We start from the raw sequence: 17444 nt of genomic DNA, 5'->3' as shown, positions 1-17444 counted from the left end.
CTCCCTTAATCAGGACCAGGACAGCACCTTGGCGATGTCTTCCCGGTGCGTGCCGTCAGCCCCTTTTTCACTTTCCAGGACAAAAGCCTTGCCTGCAAGTTCCGGTGCCAGAACCAGACGTTTCAGAGCTTCTGTTCCTATCATACCTTGTCCGATGCGGGCGTGGCGATCTTTTCTTGAGCCGGCCCCATATTTCGAATCGTTCAAATGAACGGCAACGGCAGATTCCCAATAGCCCAGCGATTTGCCCCTGGCAAGGAGCTCATCCGTATTCGAAATGTCCCAACCTCCGGCGGCAAACAAGTGGCAGGTATCCAGGCAAAAGCCTATTTTCTCCGGATAATCAGCAAGCTGTCTGACCTTCACGCTCTCTTCAAGCGTCATCCCCATTGATCCATGATCCCCCGCCTGATTCTCGATCAGCAGCTTAGCCCTTCCCGTCCAGGAAGACAACACATCATTCATGCAGCGGATAATATTCTGATACCCTTCAAGGATATCCTGGCTCTTGAGATGCCCAAAATGAACCACGATACCCAGCGATCCGCAAGCCTCGGCAATCATGAGATCATTCTTCAGGGAATCTACCGTCAACTGGTAAAACGCTTCTCCCCGGGTTAAGCCAACCGCCATATTCGTCGGATATGGGGTGTGCGCGATCGAAACGAGTCCTTGTTCCTGACAAAACTCGGAGCAGGCGGCGGCATTGCGGACGTCCGGCATCTTTAAGTGAAGACTGCGCGGATTTTTCGGAAAATACTGATAGGCTAGTGAACCGATCCCGGCTGCATGCTGGGCTGCTGCGAGAAATCCGCCCCGTGTGCTGACATGGCTCCCAATTCGGACTTTAGACTTCATGCTGACAGTTCGGACAAAAGAACACTTTGCGCGAGGTATGCTCCATCTTTACGATCGGAGCACCGCAGCGAACACAAGGCTCTCCTTCGCGATCGTACACCTTGCACTCGTCGTTGTATGCCCCCGTCAGGGTATCCCCTTCCTGAAACGGCATTTCCATATATCCGCCGCCATCCGTCGCCTCGCGCATCACTTTAACGGTACTCTCGTATAACTGCTCTAAAGACTGCTCCGATAAATCCTGGATTTTGGACAGCGGGTGAATGCGGGCATCAAAGGCAATCTCATCCGCATAACAGTTGCCGATCCCCGCGACAACCTGCTGATTGACCAGCGTAGTTTTTAAAGCGCCCCGCCGTTTTCCAATCCGTTCGACAAAGCGCGCTTTGGTCATTCGCCGATCCAGAAGTTCAGGACCAAGCTCTTTAAGCGCATTTTCCGTCTCTCTGGCTGTCAGGAAATGCAAGTAACCCAGACGCAGTCCGATAAAATACAGCACCTGATCACCAAAGGTGATCTCGACCTGGGTCGACCTTGATGGACGCTCCTCATCTTTATGCCCTAAATACAAAATGCCGCCCAGCATCAGGTGAAGCAGCAGTCTGCCTCCGTTATGCAAATGGAATATGAGGTGCTTGCCTCTACGTTCCACAAAAATGACCTTGCTTCCCTTTAACACGGAAGTAAATTCGTCAACGGTCACATTCAGTGATTTTTCACGGTTCACGACGACATTCGTGATCGGCACATTCAAAATGCTCTGCGATAACAATCTTCGGTAATTTTCCATTTCCGGCAGTTCCGGCATCATTCATCTTCCCTTTCGTCAATCACAAAAGTTTATATGTACACTCTCACTCATCATGAACACAGCAGATCTTTCACTTCACTCAAATCCCGGCAGATAAAATCGGGTGTGACACCAGTGGCTTCCATATGGGCTTCCATATTGAGATCGGTCGTGATTCCGGTCATAACGAGCACCGTCTTACAGCCGGCATGCGCGCCAGCCGCGATATCCGTACGTATATTATCTCCGATTACATAAGTGTCCTCCGGAGCCAAACCAAGGCGATCCGAAGCAAATTTCATTAATATCGAGGACGGCTTTCCGATGACCGTCGGTTTCACTCCGGAAGCGGCTTCGATCGCAGCGCCCAGCGAACCTGCACCGGGCATCAAGCCGGTATCCGATGGAAGCTGCAAGTCCGGATTGGTCAATATCGACGCGGCTCCCTCCTGAATCCAGCGAACGGCACGGGTTAACTTCTCGTAATGGAACGAGCGGTCGATTCCTTGAATGACATATTCAGGGGACTGCTCCACGATGTTCAGACCTGCAGACAATAGCGCTTCACGAAGCCCCTCTTCGCCAAGCATCGCCACTCTGGCACCCGGCGACTCCTCAGCAATATATTTAGCAGCAGCCAGGGAGGAGGTGCATACTTCCTCCGGCAAGGCAGGTATTCCCATCTCCATCAGATGCGCGGCCACTTGCTCCGGTGTTCGTGATGAGTTATTCGTTACATACAGAAACGGAATCTGCATTTCCTTCAGCCGCTCGATGAGAAGGTCTGCTCCCTCAATCCGATAACGGCCATGATACAGCGTTCCATCCAGGTCAATCAGCAATCCTTTTGGTTTTGGTTTTTCCATGAATTGATAGCACCTTCTTTATTTCTTTCCTTCACGCCATAAATGATTCATTGATTAAAGTATTAGCGTTCTCGGCATCGCCGTGTCGTTACTCATCGTCATATATCAAAATAAATATGTATAACCATGGTTCATACTCTGTGCAGATGTTTGCTTACGTAGAAACCCCGGTTAGTATTATTGTAAAGAAGGCTACTTCCGGTTGCAAGGTTCGTGGACAGCTCTTCAGTCCGGCAGCTAAATAGTCGAAAGAGATCGAAGACTGTCCAAGGGTTAGTGATTATAAACCGCTTTGTCATTTCCTGCGCTTTCCCGGAAAATAATTCACTCAATCCCTCGATATTTCCCTGTAAATAGCAGCTGTTCCTGCTTATGATTTGCGCTGGATTGGGTACAAGCCAAAGTCCTCTGCCAAGCGTGTATTCTCAAAAATCTCCTGCGCTTCCTTGAGCAGCGGCTGCAAATGCTCTATATCCTTATACCGGGAGCTGAAATGGGTCAGGAATAACGATCTTGCTTCAGCCCGTTTCGCTGCTTCCGCCGCCTGTTTAGCCGTACTGTGATAGTATTCGTGCGCGAGCTCCGACAGATCCTCCATGAAAGTGGCTTCATGAACCAAAAGATCGGCTCCTTTGGCCAGAGTCTCCACGCCAGCGCATGGCCTTGTATCCCCGAGAATCGTGACCACTCTCCCTTTTTTCGGTGTCAGGAGCACATCTGAGGCATGAATCCATCGTCCGTCGCCGAGTTCCACGCTTTCCCCTCTTTTCAGCTTGCCATAAAGCGGTCCTGGCTTGAGTCCATAATCCGCCAACCGTTTCAAGTCCAGACTGCCGGGAAGATCCTTCTCCACGATACGGTATCCGTAACTCTCGGCCCTGTGATCCAGCTTTGCCGATTCCACGAGGAAGTGATCGTCTTCAAACAACACGCCCCCGGTATGCTCAATGACCTCCATCGTATAGGGTACGCGCGATTGGCTGATGCTCAGCGTAGTTTCAATGAAGAGCTTTAAACCTGGGGGACCATATATCGTCAGGGGTGAAGTTACCCCTTGGGCACCTCGACTGGACAGCAAACCTGGCAAACCGAACACATGATCACCATGCATATGGGTAATAAATACCTTCTCAAGCTTGGAGAGCTTGAGCGGGGATTTCAATATTTGATGCTGCGTGCCTTCTCCACAATCAAACAGCCACAGACTTCTTCGTTCTTCCAGCAAACGCAGTGCAATCGAGGTCACGTTACGCTGCAGCGTAGGAACCCCCGCATTTGTCCCTAAAAAATAGAGTTCCATCCCTCTTCTCCCCTTTCGGTTGTAAACCGGAGAAATCCCCCGAAACAATCGGAGGATTTCAAACCGGCTGTACCGGTATTCAAATGTTAAGCTTTATCCACGTTAAAATAATGAGCCTCCGGGTGGCTGAAGACCATAGCGGATACCGATGCCTCCGGTTCCATCATGAAACCTTCGGTAAGATGAACGCCGATATCCTCTGGCTGCATCAATTTAAATAACGGTTCCTGATCCTCCAGATCCGGACAGGCCGGATATCCGAAGGATACGCGAATGCCTTGGTATCTCGCACCCAAGCGCTGTTTCATTGTCATGTCTGCCGGATCGGGGTATCCCCACGTATCCCGCATCATATGGTGAATCCGCTCCGCCAGCCCTTCTGCCGTTTCCAGTGCGACCGATTGAAGTGCATGGGAGCGCAAATAGTCACCCTTGTCCTTCCATTCCCCGGACAATTTTCCGACGCCGTGACCGGCTGTAACGACAAGGAATCCAACGTAATCCATAACCCCGCTGTCTACGGATTTCAGGAAATCCGCCAAGCACAGGTACGGCTCAACCTGCTGTCTCGGAAACGTAAAGGTATGCAATACTTTTGTTGTATCTTTTGGATCGTATATGAGAATGTCATTTCCTCTAGACTGTGCCGGGAAGAAACGGTACATCGCATGAGCCTGTATGATCCCCGATTGAACGGCCTCTTCCAGAATCCCATCAACGGTTTCCTTAAGCGATACCGCCTTGGGATCCTTGGCTTTAAGCAGCTGTTCCACTGAACCTTTCAGACCTAAATGATGTCCTAACAGCATCTGCATGTTGATATATGGCAGAATATGCGAAATCGGATAATTTCGGAGCACATGCCGCTCCATATCCGGTGGTAAATATACAGGAGCGTCGGTCGAAATTTTGGAGCGCAGTCCTTCTGACAGCTTTGGCATTACTTTAACCACTTGCGGAGCCGCAGCATCGGCTTCCTGCTCTGCCTTAATCTCTTCCGCGATTCTCGTCCGCTGGACCGGATCGCTGAGCTGGTTGGCCAAGGCAAGACCATCCATTGCGTCCTTCGCGTAAAGCACCATGCCGTCATACTCGGGACGAATGCGGGTCTTCGTGAATTTTCGTGTAAGAGCCGCCCCGCCTACCATGATCGGAACGCTAATCCCCGCGTTCTTCAAATCCTGAGCGGTGGATACCATCTGTTGGGCTGACTTCACGAGCAATCCGGACAAGCCGATAGCATCAGGCTGCTCGCGGCGGTATGCCTCGATAATTTGCTCCGGTGGTACTTTTATACCCAAATTAATGATTTGGTAACCATTGTTGGATAAGATGATCTCCACCAGGTTTTTACCGATATCATGCACGTCCCCCTTCACGGTGGCAAGCATGATTTTCCCTTTGACAGACGACTCGTTTTTCTCCATAAAGGATTCGAGATAAGCCACGGAGGCTTTCATTACTTCGGCGCTTTGCAGCACCTCCGCGACAATCAGTTCGTTGTTGTTGAACAAACGTCCAACCTCGGTCATCCCGGCCATCAGAGGTCCATTAATGATTTCCAGCGCGCCGTATTTGGTTAATGCTTCATCTAGATCCGGAATGAGTCCTTCCTTGGAACCTTCCACCACATAGGATGCAAGTCGCTCCTCAAGCGTCAGGTTGGATACCTTAACCTTCTTCTCTACCTTCTTATCCCGGAATGCCGCGACAAAAGCCGCCAGCGTCTCATCATTGGTTCTGTAAATCAGATCCTCGGCTAGACGACGCTCTTCTTCAGGGATCGAGGCATAACGCTCCAGCTTCTCCGTATTCACGATTGCGTAATCCAATCCGGCCTTCGTACATTCGTACAGATATACAGAGTTCAAGACTTCACGACCCGCTTCCGGCAATCCAAAGGAAACGTTGCTGATACCGAGAATGGTATGCACTTTTGGCATGGCTTCTTTAATTATGCGGATGCCTTCAATCGTTTCCTTGGCTGATCCGATATACTGCTCGTCCCCCGTACCTACCGGGAATACAAGTGTGTCGAAAATAATGTCCTCTGGCGAGACCCCATATTTGTTCACCAACAGATCATATGAACGCTGGGCCACCTTGAGCTTGTCATCGCGATGGATTGCCTGACCGGACTCATCAATAGTTCCAACGACAACCGCGGCACCGTATTTATGCACCAACGGGATCACATGCTCAAATTTCTCTTCACCGTCTTCAAGGTTAATGGAGTTAATAATCGCTTTCCCTTGCGAATATTGCAGCGCCAAGTCAATGACTGCCGGATCCGTCGTATCGATCATAAGCGGCACTTTAACCTTTTTAACTACGAGCTCCAGGAACTTAATCATATCTTCCGATTCTTCACGATCCGGATCCTGTACGCACACATCAATGACATGCGCGCCATTCTTGACCTGTGCACGGGCGATCTCGGAGGCCTCCTCGTATTTACCTTCTACGATTAAACGCTTAAACTTTCTGGAACCCAGAACGTTCGTTCTCTCCCCTACCATGTACGGTCGATTTTCCTGCTCGATATATACCGGCTCGATACCGGATAATGCCGGCAAATGTCCACCATCCAGCGGTCGTGGGGAGAAGCCATCCATCGTTTGTTTTAATGCGCGAATGTGGTCGGGTGTTGTCCCACAGCATCCGCCGGCAATGTTAAGCCAGCCTTTTTCAGCAAAAGCACCCATCTTTTGAGCCAACGATTCAGGAGATTCATGGTACTGCCCATTCTCGTCCGGGAGACCCGCGTTAGGGTAACAGCTGATCGCGCTTCTGGACATTTCGGATAAGGAGCGAATATGGTCACGCATGAATTCCGGGCCCGTTGCACAGTTTAGGCCAATGGATACGGGATTCAGATGTTCTAATGAAATGTAGAAAGCTTCAATATTTTGTCCGGCCAACGTCGTGCCCATCGGCTCAATCGTTCCGGATATCATGATTGGGAGCGTGACTCCCGTTTTATCAAACGCTTGGCGGATCCCAATGCTCCCGGCTTTCACGTTTAATGTATCCTGCGATGTTTCAAGCAGAAGTGCATCAACGCCGCCTTCAATCAAGGCAACGGCTTGCTCCTCGTAGCTCTCAATCAATTCGGCAAAGGTCACACCGCCGGTAACCGAGAGCGTCTTCGTTGTCGGCCCCATCGCTCCGACCACATAACGCGGGCTGTCCGGCGTGGAATATTTTTCAACCGCTGCGCGGGCCAAGTGAGCCGCTTTCAGGTTAATTTCTCGGGCAAGTTCAGGTATATCGTATTCAGCAAGCACAACCGAGGTTGCGCCAAACGTATTGGTTTCAATCAGGTCGGCACCTGCTTCAAGATATTGTTCATGTATTTTCTGAATGACATCCGGCCGATGAATGACCAGCATTTCATTACAGCCATCAAGATCCGGACCGCCAAAATCTTCAGCTGAGAGGTCCTCCTGCTGGATCATTGTGCCCATGGCACCATCAAGAATTAATATTCGTTCTTTAAGTACTTCTTGTAAGCTAGGCTTGTTCAACTCATAAACCTCCCCCGAAAACGTTAAATCTTAGTGTATCAGAATATTTTTCAATAGAAAAGCCGAAATATTGCGTTGCAATGGGTACAAATCAACATTTGCAGATGACAAATGCTGTGAGGGGGGCTATAATACATATTAATCCAACGGGAGAAAGAGGGTTAAAGCTATGGCAGAGATTGTGATTCGCAACACGAACGAACGCATTACTGGGGAAGAGAATGTTCGGGAATTCCTGAATAACCAAGAGGTTGTTTACGAGCACTGGAATATGGAAAAACTCCCGGCAGCGCTTCAAGAAAATTTCAAGCTGAGTGATGACGATAAGAAGCGCATTTTGGACATCTTTGATGAAGAAATTCGTGACTTGGCTGCAAGACGCGGCTACAAAATCTGGGATGTCATCACACTATCCGAGTCCACGCCTAATATAGAGGACCTGCTGAAAAAATTCGAAGAGGTTCACACCCACTCGGAAGACGAAATCCGTGCGATTGTCGGCGGAAAAGGAATTTTCATTATTAAGGGCTCCGACGATGTCGGTTATTTTAATGTAGAGCTTGAGCCAGGCGATGTCATTTCCGTACCGGAAAACACACCTCACTTCTTCACATTGATGGAGAACAAGCAAATCATCGCCGTTCGTCTTTTCATTGAGGAGAACGGATGGGTAGCCACACCGGTAGAAGATCCTCAATTCCAATAAGCCCTAAGGTTCATGGAAGCTGATTGAACAGGAAAATGGAATAAGGCAGCGCATCAATCCGCTTACCGGGATCATGCGCTGCCTTATTTATTTGCAATGCGTTACTCTGTTACCTTCAGTTCCTTTAACGGCATGGAATGTTGTCCTCTCGCCGTGACATGTGAAACAATCCGATAGGTTCCTGCCTCATCGAAGGTTTTCTCCATTTTGTATACCCCGCCTTGATCATGCTTAACCGGGACCTTCGCCTGAACGCCGCCGCCTTCCAGCGTGACTTCAAATTCCACAGCGTTCGCATCTTCCACCGGACTTCCGGCTTGTGTCACCTTCGCTTCGATCAATACCTTCTCGCCAGCCTTAATGCTCTCCGGTGTCAGAGACAGCTCGACGATGATGGGTTCCGCCATCACATCGTCACTGGATTCTGCCTTGCTGTCATTGCATGCGGCAAGCGCAACCGCCATCAGCACCATAGCTGCAATTAGGGCCATCTTTTTTCGGGTCATGCTCTACACCTCTTTTACAAAATAGGGCTATGTATGGTTCAAACACGTAATGGTCATTTCCAAACCTCGTTAAATTTCCTATTCCATTATATCGCATTATTCTGTTACTTCTATCTCATGCAGCTTACAATTGTGTGACGTTTATCATAGCCAGGCTGCAAGGTTGTAGTCCGATCGTATAACTAACAAAAAAACAGCCGATAACCGCAGAATTCCGCAGTTATGGCTGTTCCTATGTACAATCGAATACCCAAATATAAGGGTGTAAGCTCTTTATTGCATAGTTTATAGGGATGCTATGATGGCATGCAGCTCCGATAAATGTTTGATCTCAAACTTCGGTTGAATGGAAGGATCATGAGGTCGGTTTACCCGATTGATCCAAACGGTATGCAGTCCAGCCGCATTTCCGCCTTTAATGTCTGTGGTCAGCTTATCTCCCACCATCACGGCCTGATCCGCCTCGACACCTAACAAATCGAGTGCATGCTGGAAGATGGAAACATCCGGCTTTCCTCTGCCAAAATCGCCCGAGATGATAATATGATCAAAATAAGGAACCAGTTCTGGAACACCGTCCAGCTTCTCCTGCTGCAGATCTGGACTTCCGTTCGTAAGAAGCAGCAGCTTTACATTCCCCTGCAGTTCCTTCAGAACTTCAAACGTTTCTTCATATACGTATGGTCTTGTTCTGCGTTCAGCAGCGAATTGTTCGGCCAACGTTTGGGCCAATGTTTCATTATCAACGCCCAGGCGCTGAAGTCCGCGCCGCCATGATTCCTTGCGGTATACGGGTGCCAGCTCCTGCAGCTGTCTGAATTCAGGCTGCGATCCAGCCGTAAAATTAGCCCACAAGCCTTCAAAAGGGTTAATTCCGATCATTTTGGTAAAAGCAAAGGTATCATAGGATTCATATAATGCTCTCGCTTCTTCCCGTACTGCGGCCAACAGTGCTTTGGCATCAACGCCGGTCTCGTACGCTCCGGCCTGGCAAGTCACTTCAAACGCTTCTTCCACACTACGTTCATCCCACAACAAGGTATCGTCCAAATCAAACAAAACCGCAGCTATCGGCATGTCTCTCCCACTCCTCATATACACTGTGATCTATTTTATTTGTTAATTATGCTCCACTGGAATTTGATGAGTCTTTGCGAACTCTTCCAATCTTTCGCCCATCGCTTTCGTATCATAAAGATTCATCATGCGCGAGAATACCCAGTTGCCTGCTTTTCCCTTGCCTTGGATCACAACAGAGCCCGAAGCCAATTTGATTTTCTCGATTTCCGATACAGCCAAACGACGTTCCCGATTGAACTTCATCGTGGATACGGAAGCACGCTCAATCTTCAAGTAAGGCTTGCGCAAGAAAATCATAAGCGCCAACAGAATATACAAGCTGACACCAACCCAATTCAACACGTCATTACTTCCGCCGGCTGCCTGTGACGTCGCCGTTCCGAGAAGCGCATACAAACCAGCCAATGCAACAAGCACTAATGGAAGTACATACTTACGTCCTTTAAACACGTCATGCTTATCATTAACGGCAGAGCCTTGGTACGAGGTCAGCCCCTGCTTCTTACGCTGCTTGTTGAGCTGTGACATATTTTTGTTGACTTTTCTTTCCCATGATCGTGACATATGGTTCCCCCTGAACTCAATTTCAAAATATTGCCAATCCATATAAACTTGGGGTAACCGTATTCGATTCCCACGAATACCGGCACCCCAAGTATTATAATTCTATCCTTCTATCTGGTCCCTGAATCCACTGTTGTAGATCCAGATGCCAGTTCATCGACTAATGCTTTAATCGCGGGCCGCCTTTTTGTTCATTTTCATCAACCCATTCGATCGATTCCAGCTGTTGTCTAAAGTTACTGCGAATATTGTTAAGGTATATTTCCCGAAGCTCAGCCCGTTCTTTGAGCTCATCCGCGGTCAATCCCTCACTCTTCTGTTTTCTTGCTAGTACATTGATGCGTTCAACCAAAGTATCGATGTCCATGACTTCTCCTCCAATTCCGATATCATGTATAACTTAAACATGTGAAAAAGAGCTTGTCAAGGCAACAGCGCCCTTGCAAACTCTTATTAAGAACAAATATGAACATATGATGCCCATAAATGGGTTCCTCATTGTTAAGAAATCAATACTCGTCTATTATAAACACGCTTACACTGCGTGAAATCACATCGTCAGGCAATACTACAAATATGAAGCGAGAAGTAGGGACATATATAAGGAAAGAGTTTCTGTTAGTGTCATCCCATTACCAGACTGGTAAAGACAACACCTCTCCGGCCTGTATATCCGGACCTTTCAATCCATTCATTCTTCGGATGCTATCCAGATATACTCGTGTATCCATATCTGCCGGTTTATGAAGGGAAGCAATCCGCCACAAACTATCACCATATTGAACAATAACCTGCTTCTCCCCTGTGGGCTTGTCCATCCCCCCAGCAAAAACAGAGTATGCCCCTGTCCAAAAAGAAGCTACGATCAACAGGATGAATAAAAGCTTTATAAAAGGAATGGATTCAATTCTGGACTTTAATTGATGGATCCAAGTCTCCGGGGACTTCATCGTTTGCACTGGAACGTTCTCATAAATGCTGCGGTATGTACTGTATTTCAACATGGAATCATCATCTCCCAAACAAGTGTTCTCTTATGGATCTATAATAACACGAACACTTGTTTGATTCAATACCTAAAAGAACATTTGTTCTATTTATATTTAGAACTTATGTTTGTACGAACGGAAGTTCTATGTTATAATTTTCCCAAACGTTACTAAATGGGGTTGATACGGCATGTCGAAAATATCCAGCCGCCAGCTGGCGATCTTAGAGTTTATCCGCAACGAAGTTCGTAGCAAGGGTTACCCGCCTTCTGTCCGGGAAATCGGAGAGGCTGTCGGACTAGCTTCCAGTTCAACGGTCCATGGACATCTTGACCGTTTGGAGAAGAAAGGCCTAATTCGCCGTGACCCTACGAAACCAAGAGCAATCGAGCTGCTTGGCCAAGAAGAGTCCGATAGCGCGAATCTGTTTACCCACACCATTGCCAGAGTGCCTGTTGTTGGTAAAGTCACTGCAGGTGTTCCTATTACAGCCATGGAGAACATTGAGGATTATTTCCCGCTCCCGCAGCATTATGTAGGCGACGATAAGGTGTTCATGTTGTCGGTTGTCGGTGACAGTATGATCGAAGCTGGCATTCACAGCGGTGACTATGTCATTGTGCGCCAGCAGCAAACTGCAGACAATGGCGACATTGTAGTAGCGATGACAGAGGAAGACGAAGCAACTGTAAAGACCTTCTATAAAGAGAAGGATCATGTACGATTGCAACCGGAGAATCCTACCTACGAGCCACTGCGCCTGAACCATGTTACTATTCTCGGTAAAGTAATCGGACTCTTCCGGGATGTCCACTAATCTCATAGATCTATGAATAAGAGGTTACCTCCCTTAATTGGATGGTAACCTCTTGCTTTTTCTATATAGATCACAAAAACTTGATCATAGCTAGTTTGTTTGCTCCATAATGCCTTGTTTAAGATCCAGCCGATACAGCCGTAAAGGTTTATAATCCGGCGAGCCTTCCCCACCCGGCCCCTCCGTGGACTGCAGAACAAGCTTATTGTCTTTCACCATGGGTGCAGTACCTGGTCTGTAATAGGAAGTATAGGACACCGTTAATTCATCTTGAAACCTGAGCTGCACAGCCTTGCCCGTATCATGCTCCACGGCGAATGCGTAGATCTGTATGGCATGACAGTCCTGATATTGCGGTGTAAGAATAAATACATCCGCATCCTGAAACGGCAATCGAACCATATGGACAGCTGCAGAAGTTGGCTGAATAAAAGTAAGATCATCCAGCGTGGTTACTTCATCCGTAACTTCATTATAGCTATATCGTACGATGTAGTTTCCGGTAAACGATTGGTCCGTTTCGATACCGAAGCAGCTAGGAGCTCCCAGTGTCGTGATTTTTTCGTTTTCCACAGCAACCACAATGAGCCTTCCCTGATCTGTAAAGCCTTGTGCCCGAATTATCTCCTCCTTATGTGTTGGTACATCCTCAGCTCTCTGTTGTTCCTCAACGTCAAAAGGCAGCTGTATGGCAAGTAACATAACCAGAAGCAGCAGCACGCCTATAAAGCCAACTTGTAGATACTTTCGGCGCTTAGGCTTGCCTTCGTCACGGATCACGGACATCTGGACGTTTTTTTTCATTTCAGCCGTAAATTTTTCAATTGGAAAAGGTCCCTTTGAAACCCGGGAATACCAGTCTGGTTTATCCTCATTCATCTCCATTCTCCTTTAACAGGTTCTGCACTTTTTTCCTTGCCCGATACAGTCTGGATTTTACGGTACCCGCCGCTAGGTTTAGGAACTCCGCAATCTGATTGATTGACATCTCATAGTAAAGGTCCAAGATGAGCACCTCCCTAAACTTCCTGGGTAAAGTCATAATCATGGCCCATATTTCATCCGTGTACTGCCCGTCCAGATACTCCAGTTCCGCGGACCGACTTGACGCATCGATGTGCAGTCTGTCCTTAAGGGTCACTTTCCGAAAGAAAAACGCCTTTTTGTACCGGAACGCGGTTTGTCGTGTGATCGTGAGCAGCCACGTTTTTAACGACGCCTGACCGCGAAATGTATGTATGCCAAAATAAGCTTTAATAAACACATCTTGAGCAATATCGTCTGCCAGTGCTTGCTGTTTGGTCAGAAAATAAGCGTAATTCCAGATATCATTTCCGTACAAGTTCATGATTTTATCCAGTGTCTGTGTGTCCATCACCGTCATCTGCTTCAAGTAATCCAGCTCCAACCGATTCACCTCATCTAATTAGAGTCATGGAAGTGAGCAAAGGTTCCCCTCTTCCGAAAAGAACAAAAAAAGAGAATCTCCCCTTATATAGAGGGTGATTCTGTAGTAGGTTGCATTCTATAAACGATTCTCCATAACCATGAGTCAAAATGATTACTTTTATTAAACTAGCGGAGCCTCATCCCAGTCCTGTTTAAATTGGGAACCAAATCTCCGGACAGATTCCTTGTCGGCCTTTAACTGAAAATCCTGCTCCGATCCGTAAAAACGCAACTGATAGATTCCTTCTTGTTCCATGGGTTCCCAGCTCAGCTGGTATAAATGTTTTTCAAATGACATAAATAAACCATCTAATTTAAAACCATTTAAGTACTCCAAGGGGAATTCAGCAGTTACCGAAATAAAATTCCGGATCGTCAAATTCGTCCACCCAAAATTCAAATCATAAATGATTCGGCTAGCCTCATAAAACTTAAAATTGATCTGGCATCCTTCATCCTCACTAGGAATACGAGATATAAAGGTGAACTCTGCTCGGGTCCCTTTCTCTTCATGGTCGTTTAGAATCGCCATTTACTGATCTCCTTTTGTTTCATCCACTACATTCATCCTGCCCCACTACTTTATATGACTTCAACTAAATCCCACAAGCCCTGTTTGGAAAGCAGCTACCCATTCTTAAATGGGGGCATTTCGGGGGTGAAACAAGAATAGCTATCATTCCACATCATCTGCCCAAAAACAAAAAACCCTCACGCCATACGGCGCAAGGGATTCCTCTATTAATACATCGTAATGTACTGATCGCGTTCCCATTGGTGAACTTGCGTGCGGTACATATCCCATTCGATCTCTTTCAGCTCATAGAAGTGAGCCAGCGCATGATCACCGAGTGCATCGGAGATGACTTCGCTGCGGATCAACTCGTTGAGCGCTTCTTTCAGGTTTGCAGGCAAGCTAGGGATGCCTTCCTCAATGCGCTCTTCTTCCGTCATCACGTAGATGTTACGGTCAATTGGAGAAGGGAGCGACAGCTCGCGCTTAACGCCGTCCAAGCCTGCTTTCAGCATGACAGCCAGAGCCAGATACGGGTTAGCCGCCGGATCCGGGTTACGCACTTCGATGCGCGTGCTGAGGCCACGGGATGCAGGGATACGAATCATCGGACTGCGGTTACTTGCAGACCATGCAACGTAGCAAGGTGCTTCGTAACCAGGCACGAGACGCTTGTACGAGTTAACCGTTGGGTTCGTGATCGCGGCAAACGCGCGTGCATGCTTAAGAATACCCGCCATATAGTGCCGAGCCGTTACGCTCAAGCCAAGCTCATCACTCTCGTCGACAAACGCGTTCTCTCCGCCTTTGAAGAGCGATTGGTTACAGTGCATACCGGAGCCGTTCACACCGAATAGCGGTTTCGGCATAAATGTTGCAATCAGTCCATGCTGACGAGCGATCGTCTTCACTACCAATTTAAACGTTTGAATCTGGTCAGCCGCTTTAACCGCATCTGCATATTTGAAGTCGATTTCGTGCTGGCCGGGAGCAACCTCATGGTGAGAAGCTTCGATTTCGAAACCCATCTCTTCCAGCGTCAGCACGATATCGCGGCGGCAGTTCTCGCCAAGATCCGTAGGCGCGAGGTCAAAGTATCCGCCTTGGTCATTGAGCTCCATGGTCGGGTTGCCTTTTTCATCGGTTTTGAACAGGAAGAATTCAGGCTCCGGACCGACATTCATGGAAGTGAAGCCCATCTCTTCAGCTTCTTTCAGCGCTCTCTTCAGAATGCCGCGCGGATCTCCTGCAAACTGAGTGCCGTCAGGCATGTAGACATCACAGATCAGACGCGCAACGCGATCCTCGGATACCCAAGGGAAGATCATGAAGGTATCCAGGTCCGGGTACAGGTACATATCGGATTCTTCGATCCGTACATAACCTTCGATGGACGAACCGTCGAACATCATTTTATTATCAAGCGCTTTAGGCAGCTGGCTTACAGGAATTTCAACGTTTTTAATCGTTCCAAGCAAATCTGTAAATTGCAAGCGGATAAATCGAACATTTTCTTCTTTGGCAATGCGTAGAATGTCCTCTCTGGTATAACTCACTTTATCCTCTCCTTTTTAAATAAAAACTAGATTGAATGAAGAATTACAGCATGGCAATCCTTATTTATTAAAAAACCGGGATAATTCCCCTTGAATCAATGAAACCTGACCCGGTCTTTTAGCGGTAATCAATTCCTGCTTCAGCAAACGTCGCAACTGGGATTCAGACATCTCACGGCGTCTGTTCTCGGTATCAGGAGTAATGACGGTAGCCTCTTCTGACTCCTTCGTGACAGGGTTCATTACTTGCTTAATGCCGGCGATATTAACACCTTTTTCAATCAAAGCCTTAATCTCTAGCAGTCGCTCCACATCATTGAAGGAAAACAGGCGTTGGTTGCCCGACGTACGGGCTGGGACAATTAAGTTATGCTGCTCATAATAGCGAATTTGTCTGGCAGATAGATCCGTAAGCTTCATAACTATGCCTATCGGAAATAACGCCATATTCCTCCGAATCTCATCACCCATATCTCATCAACCTTCCAAGTGGTCTATTCTGATCCTATTGTACATTTCCTGATCAACCACGTCAACCGCATGTAAGGATAACTCACAACAATTTACGATCTTTCATGCTTTGGAGGGCCATAAGCACACCATATTTAACATGGGAGTAGGTTAAGCCGCCTTGCATATAACCGATATAAGGTGATCGGATCGGCGCGTCCGCTGATAATTCGAGGCTTCCTCCCTGAATGAACGTACCTGCCGCCATGATTACGGGATGTTCATACCCAGGCATATCCCAAGGTTCAGGCACCACATGACTATCGACCGCCGCAGCCCGTTGAATCCCTTGAACAAAAGCGATTAGATGATCCGCTCCGGTAAACGATACCGCCTGGATCAAATCGGTTCGCTCATCCTGCCAGCCCGGCTTGGTTGTGAATCCCACCGCCTCAAACATCGCGGCAGCATAGATGCTGCCCTTAACCGCTTGTCCAACCGTGGATGGTGCCAGGAATAATCCCTGATAGATGCCTCGGGTCGTCCCCAGCATAGCCCCCACTTCTCGTCCGATGCCGGGAGCAGTCAGCCGATAGGCAGCCTTATCGACATAGGCTGCTTTACCGCATATGTAGCCGCCGGTTTCAGCAATGCCGCCGCCAGGGTTTTTGATAAGCGAGCCTGCCATCAGGTCAACGCCCACCTCCGTTGGCTCCAATCGCTCCGTGAACTCGCCGTAACAATTATCAACGAAAATGATCAAATCCTGACGTATAGACCTGATCCGGCTGACCATGTCACCAATCTGCGATACCGTGAACGAAGAACGCCAGTCATACCCTCGGGAACGCTGGATACCGATCACCTTAGTTGAAGTCGTGATGGCCCTCTCTACCCGCTCCCAATCAATCTCCCCTTGTTCGGTTAGCGCAACCTCCTGATAACCGATTCCGAAATCCCGAAGGGACCCGGTGCCGTCCCCGGGTTCGCCAATCACTTTATGGAGGGTGTCATAGGGACGGCCAGAAATATACAGCAGCTCATCTCCAGGCCTTAACACACCAAACAGTGCTGTTGAGATCGTATGGGTACCGGAAGCAAAATGCGGCCTTACCAGGGCAGATTCGGCTCCAAATACGTCCGCATAGACTTCATCCAGCACTTCACGGCCGCGATCATTGTATGCATACCCGGTGGAAGCCGCAAAATGAAAATCACTCACCTGAAACTTCTGGAAAGCATCAATCACCTTCCACTGATTAAAATCAACAATAGCGTCGATCTCCCGTATACGCTGACCGATTTTGGACTCAATCTCACTGCTCAATTCGAGTATATCTTGCGAAAATCTTGCCATGACTAACTGCTCTCTCCTCTTATACACATGATGTCTCACATCTTAACATATATTTTTGTTGCATAGAACTCATCCACGTCGAGCCGCCCTGAACACGCAATATAAGCCCCTGTAC

Annotated in this window: 18 protein-coding genes; 2 read left to right on the top strand and 16 right to left on the bottom strand. The window is 48.0% G+C overall.

Going from position 1 to position 17444, the window contains the following annotated elements; all coding sequences use genetic code 11:
* Nucleotides 1–9 precede the first annotated feature (9 nt).
* The 5 genes from AC0VZ8_RS14070 to metH form a co-directional block, all read right to left on the bottom strand.
* Nucleotides 10–858: a deoxyribonuclease IV gene (locus tag AC0VZ8_RS14070; RefSeq protein ID WP_475487269.1), complete on the bottom strand. Its 849-nt coding sequence runs from the start codon at nucleotides 856–858 to the stop codon at nucleotides 10–12.
* Nucleotides 848–1666, bottom strand: coding sequence for a DNA-formamidopyrimidine glycosylase (gene mutM / locus AC0VZ8_RS14065; protein WP_071218223.1), 819 nt, complete (start codon nucleotides 1664–1666; stop codon nucleotides 848–850). Before mutM ends, AC0VZ8_RS14070 begins: the two co-directional genes overlap by 11 nt.
* 53 nt (nucleotides 1667–1719) lie before the next feature.
* Nucleotides 1720–2514: a TIGR01457 family HAD-type hydrolase gene (locus AC0VZ8_RS14060; protein ID WP_475487268.1), complete on the bottom strand. Its 795-nt coding sequence runs from the start codon at nucleotides 2512–2514 to the stop codon at nucleotides 1720–1722.
* A 370-nt stretch (nucleotides 2515–2884) separates the two neighbouring features.
* Nucleotides 2885–3814 (bottom strand): ribonuclease Z, encoded by a 930-nt coding sequence (gene rnz, locus AC0VZ8_RS14055; protein ID WP_260069486.1) that lies wholly within the window; start codon nucleotides 3812–3814, stop codon nucleotides 2885–2887.
* 86 nt (nucleotides 3815–3900) lie between these two features.
* Nucleotides 3901–7341, bottom strand: a complete 3441-nt coding sequence (metH, locus tag AC0VZ8_RS14050; RefSeq protein ID WP_475487267.1) for a methionine synthase — start codon at nucleotides 7339–7341, stop codon at nucleotides 3901–3903.
* Between the two features lie 169 nt (nucleotides 7342–7510).
* Here metH and AC0VZ8_RS14045 point away from each other — a divergent pair, with 169 nt between their 5' ends.
* Nucleotides 7511–8047, top strand: coding sequence for a cupin domain-containing protein (locus AC0VZ8_RS14045; RefSeq protein WP_071218227.1), 537 nt, complete (start codon nucleotides 7511–7513; stop codon nucleotides 8045–8047).
* A 101-nt stretch (nucleotides 8048–8148) separates the two neighbouring features.
* Here the strand turns inward: AC0VZ8_RS14045 and AC0VZ8_RS14040 are convergent, their stop codons facing one another.
* The 5 genes from AC0VZ8_RS14040 to AC0VZ8_RS14020 form a co-directional block, all read right to left on the bottom strand.
* Nucleotides 8149–8553, bottom strand: a complete 405-nt coding sequence (locus AC0VZ8_RS14040) for a FixH family protein (RefSeq protein WP_475487266.1) — start codon at nucleotides 8551–8553, stop codon at nucleotides 8149–8151.
* Between the two features lie 285 nt (nucleotides 8554–8838).
* A complete protein-coding gene (locus AC0VZ8_RS14035; RefSeq protein ID WP_475487265.1) occupies nucleotides 8839–9630 on the bottom strand; it encodes an HAD family hydrolase in 792 nt (263 codons plus the stop codon).
* Nucleotides 9631–9672: 42 nt separating this feature from the next.
* Nucleotides 9673–10197 carry a hypothetical protein gene (locus tag AC0VZ8_RS14030; protein WP_475487264.1) on the bottom strand — a complete coding sequence of 175 codons (525 nt, stop codon included), beginning with the start codon at nucleotides 10195–10197 and terminating at the stop codon, nucleotides 9673–9675.
* Nucleotides 10198–10357: 160 nt separating this feature from the next.
* On the bottom strand, nucleotides 10358–10564 hold the full coding sequence (locus tag AC0VZ8_RS14025) for a DUF896 domain-containing protein (RefSeq protein ID WP_071218231.1): 207 nt from the start codon (nucleotides 10562–10564) through the stop codon (nucleotides 10358–10360).
* A 265-nt stretch (nucleotides 10565–10829) separates the two neighbouring features.
* On the bottom strand, nucleotides 10830–11201 hold the full coding sequence (locus tag AC0VZ8_RS14020) for a LysM peptidoglycan-binding domain-containing protein (protein ID WP_071218418.1): 372 nt from the start codon (nucleotides 11199–11201) through the stop codon (nucleotides 10830–10832).
* A gap of 175 nt (nucleotides 11202–11376) precedes the next feature.
* On the opposite strand from AC0VZ8_RS14020, the gene lexA reads away from it, so the two are divergent.
* Nucleotides 11377–12003, top strand: coding sequence for a transcriptional repressor LexA (gene lexA, locus AC0VZ8_RS14015; RefSeq protein WP_006209658.1), 627 nt, complete (start codon nucleotides 11377–11379; stop codon nucleotides 12001–12003).
* A 90-nt stretch (nucleotides 12004–12093) separates the two neighbouring features.
* Here the strand turns inward: lexA and AC0VZ8_RS14010 are convergent, their stop codons facing one another.
* The 6 genes from AC0VZ8_RS14010 to AC0VZ8_RS13985 all read right to left on the bottom strand — a co-directional run bounded on the left by AC0VZ8_RS14010 (nucleotide 12094) and on the right by AC0VZ8_RS13985 (nucleotide 17329).
* Nucleotides 12094–12882 carry a hypothetical protein gene (locus AC0VZ8_RS14010; RefSeq protein WP_475487263.1) on the bottom strand — a complete coding sequence of 263 codons (789 nt, stop codon included), beginning with the start codon at nucleotides 12880–12882 and terminating at the stop codon, nucleotides 12094–12096.
* Nucleotides 12875–13411 carry an RNA polymerase sigma factor gene (locus tag AC0VZ8_RS14005; protein WP_475487262.1) on the bottom strand — a complete coding sequence of 179 codons (537 nt, stop codon included), beginning with the start codon at nucleotides 13409–13411 and terminating at the stop codon, nucleotides 12875–12877. The genes AC0VZ8_RS14010 and AC0VZ8_RS14005 overlap by 8 nt, the downstream gene beginning before the upstream one ends.
* Nucleotides 13412–13573: 162 nt before the next feature.
* Nucleotides 13574–13984, bottom strand: a complete 411-nt coding sequence (locus AC0VZ8_RS14000) for a hypothetical protein (protein WP_475487261.1) — start codon at nucleotides 13982–13984, stop codon at nucleotides 13574–13576.
* A 209-nt stretch (nucleotides 13985–14193) separates the two neighbouring features.
* Nucleotides 14194–15522 (bottom strand): type I glutamate--ammonia ligase, encoded by a 1329-nt coding sequence (gene glnA / locus AC0VZ8_RS13995; RefSeq protein ID WP_475487260.1) that lies wholly within the window; start codon nucleotides 15520–15522, stop codon nucleotides 14194–14196.
* A gap of 60 nt (nucleotides 15523–15582) precedes the next feature.
* Nucleotides 15583–15993 carry a MerR family transcriptional regulator gene (locus AC0VZ8_RS13990; RefSeq protein ID WP_006209652.1) on the bottom strand — a complete coding sequence of 137 codons (411 nt, stop codon included), beginning with the start codon at nucleotides 15991–15993 and terminating at the stop codon, nucleotides 15583–15585.
* A gap of 82 nt (nucleotides 15994–16075) precedes the next feature.
* A complete protein-coding gene (locus AC0VZ8_RS13985; protein WP_475487259.1) occupies nucleotides 16076–17329 on the bottom strand; it encodes a methionine gamma-lyase family protein in 1254 nt (417 codons plus the stop codon).
* Nucleotides 17330–17444: the final 115 nt, after the last annotated feature.

The organism is Paenibacillus sp. QJM3NY_38 (assembly GCF_056173265.1).
This window is presented reverse-complemented; position numbering and strand designations above follow the sequence as displayed.

What these genes read in the sequence shown, in the direction of transcription:
- AC0VZ8_RS14035 (WP_475487265.1), bottom strand. Translation starts at nt 9,630, where the DNA reads ATGCCGATAGCTGCGGTTTTGTTTGATTTGGACGATACCTTGTTGTGG.
- AC0VZ8_RS14000 (WP_475487261.1), bottom strand. Translation starts at nt 13,984, where the DNA reads ATGGCGATTCTAAACGACCATGAAGAGAAAGGGACCCGAGCAGAGTTC.
- AC0VZ8_RS14030 (WP_475487264.1), bottom strand. Translation starts at nt 10,197, where the DNA reads ATGTCACGATCATGGGAAAGAAAAGTCAACAAAAATATGTCACAGCTC.
- AC0VZ8_RS13990 (WP_006209652.1), bottom strand. Translation starts at nt 15,993, where the DNA reads ATGGGTGATGAGATTCGGAGGAATATGGCGTTATTTCCGATAGGCATA.
- AC0VZ8_RS14025 (WP_071218231.1), bottom strand. Translation starts at nt 10,564, where the DNA reads ATGGACATCGATACTTTGGTTGAACGCATCAATGTACTAGCAAGAAAA.
- lexA (WP_006209658.1), top strand. Translation starts at nt 11,377, where the DNA reads ATGTCGAAAATATCCAGCCGCCAGCTGGCGATCTTAGAGTTTATCCGC.
- AC0VZ8_RS14045 (WP_071218227.1), top strand. Translation starts at nt 7,511, where the DNA reads ATGGCAGAGATTGTGATTCGCAACACGAACGAACGCATTACTGGGGAA.
- AC0VZ8_RS14040 (WP_475487266.1), bottom strand. Translation starts at nt 8,553, where the DNA reads ATGACCCGAAAAAAGATGGCCCTAATTGCAGCTATGGTGCTGATGGCG.
- rnz (WP_260069486.1), bottom strand. Translation starts at nt 3,814, where the DNA reads ATGGAACTCTATTTTTTAGGGACAAATGCGGGGGTTCCTACGCTGCAG.
- AC0VZ8_RS14020 (WP_071218418.1), bottom strand. Translation starts at nt 11,201, where the DNA reads ATGTTGAAATACAGTACATACCGCAGCATTTATGAGAACGTTCCAGTG.
- AC0VZ8_RS14070 (WP_475487269.1), bottom strand. Translation starts at nt 858, where the DNA reads ATGAAGTCTAAAGTCCGAATTGGGAGCCATGTCAGCACACGGGGCGGA.
- AC0VZ8_RS14060 (WP_475487268.1), bottom strand. Translation starts at nt 2,514, where the DNA reads ATGGAAAAACCAAAACCAAAAGGATTGCTGATTGACCTGGATGGAACG.
- mutM (WP_071218223.1), bottom strand. Translation starts at nt 1,666, where the DNA reads ATGCCGGAACTGCCGGAAATGGAAAATTACCGAAGATTGTTATCGCAG.
- AC0VZ8_RS14010 (WP_475487263.1), bottom strand. Translation starts at nt 12,882, where the DNA reads ATGAATGAGGATAAACCAGACTGGTATTCCCGGGTTTCAAAGGGACCT.
- AC0VZ8_RS13985 (WP_475487259.1), bottom strand. Translation starts at nt 17,329, where the DNA reads ATGGCAAGATTTTCGCAAGATATACTCGAATTGAGCAGTGAGATTGAG.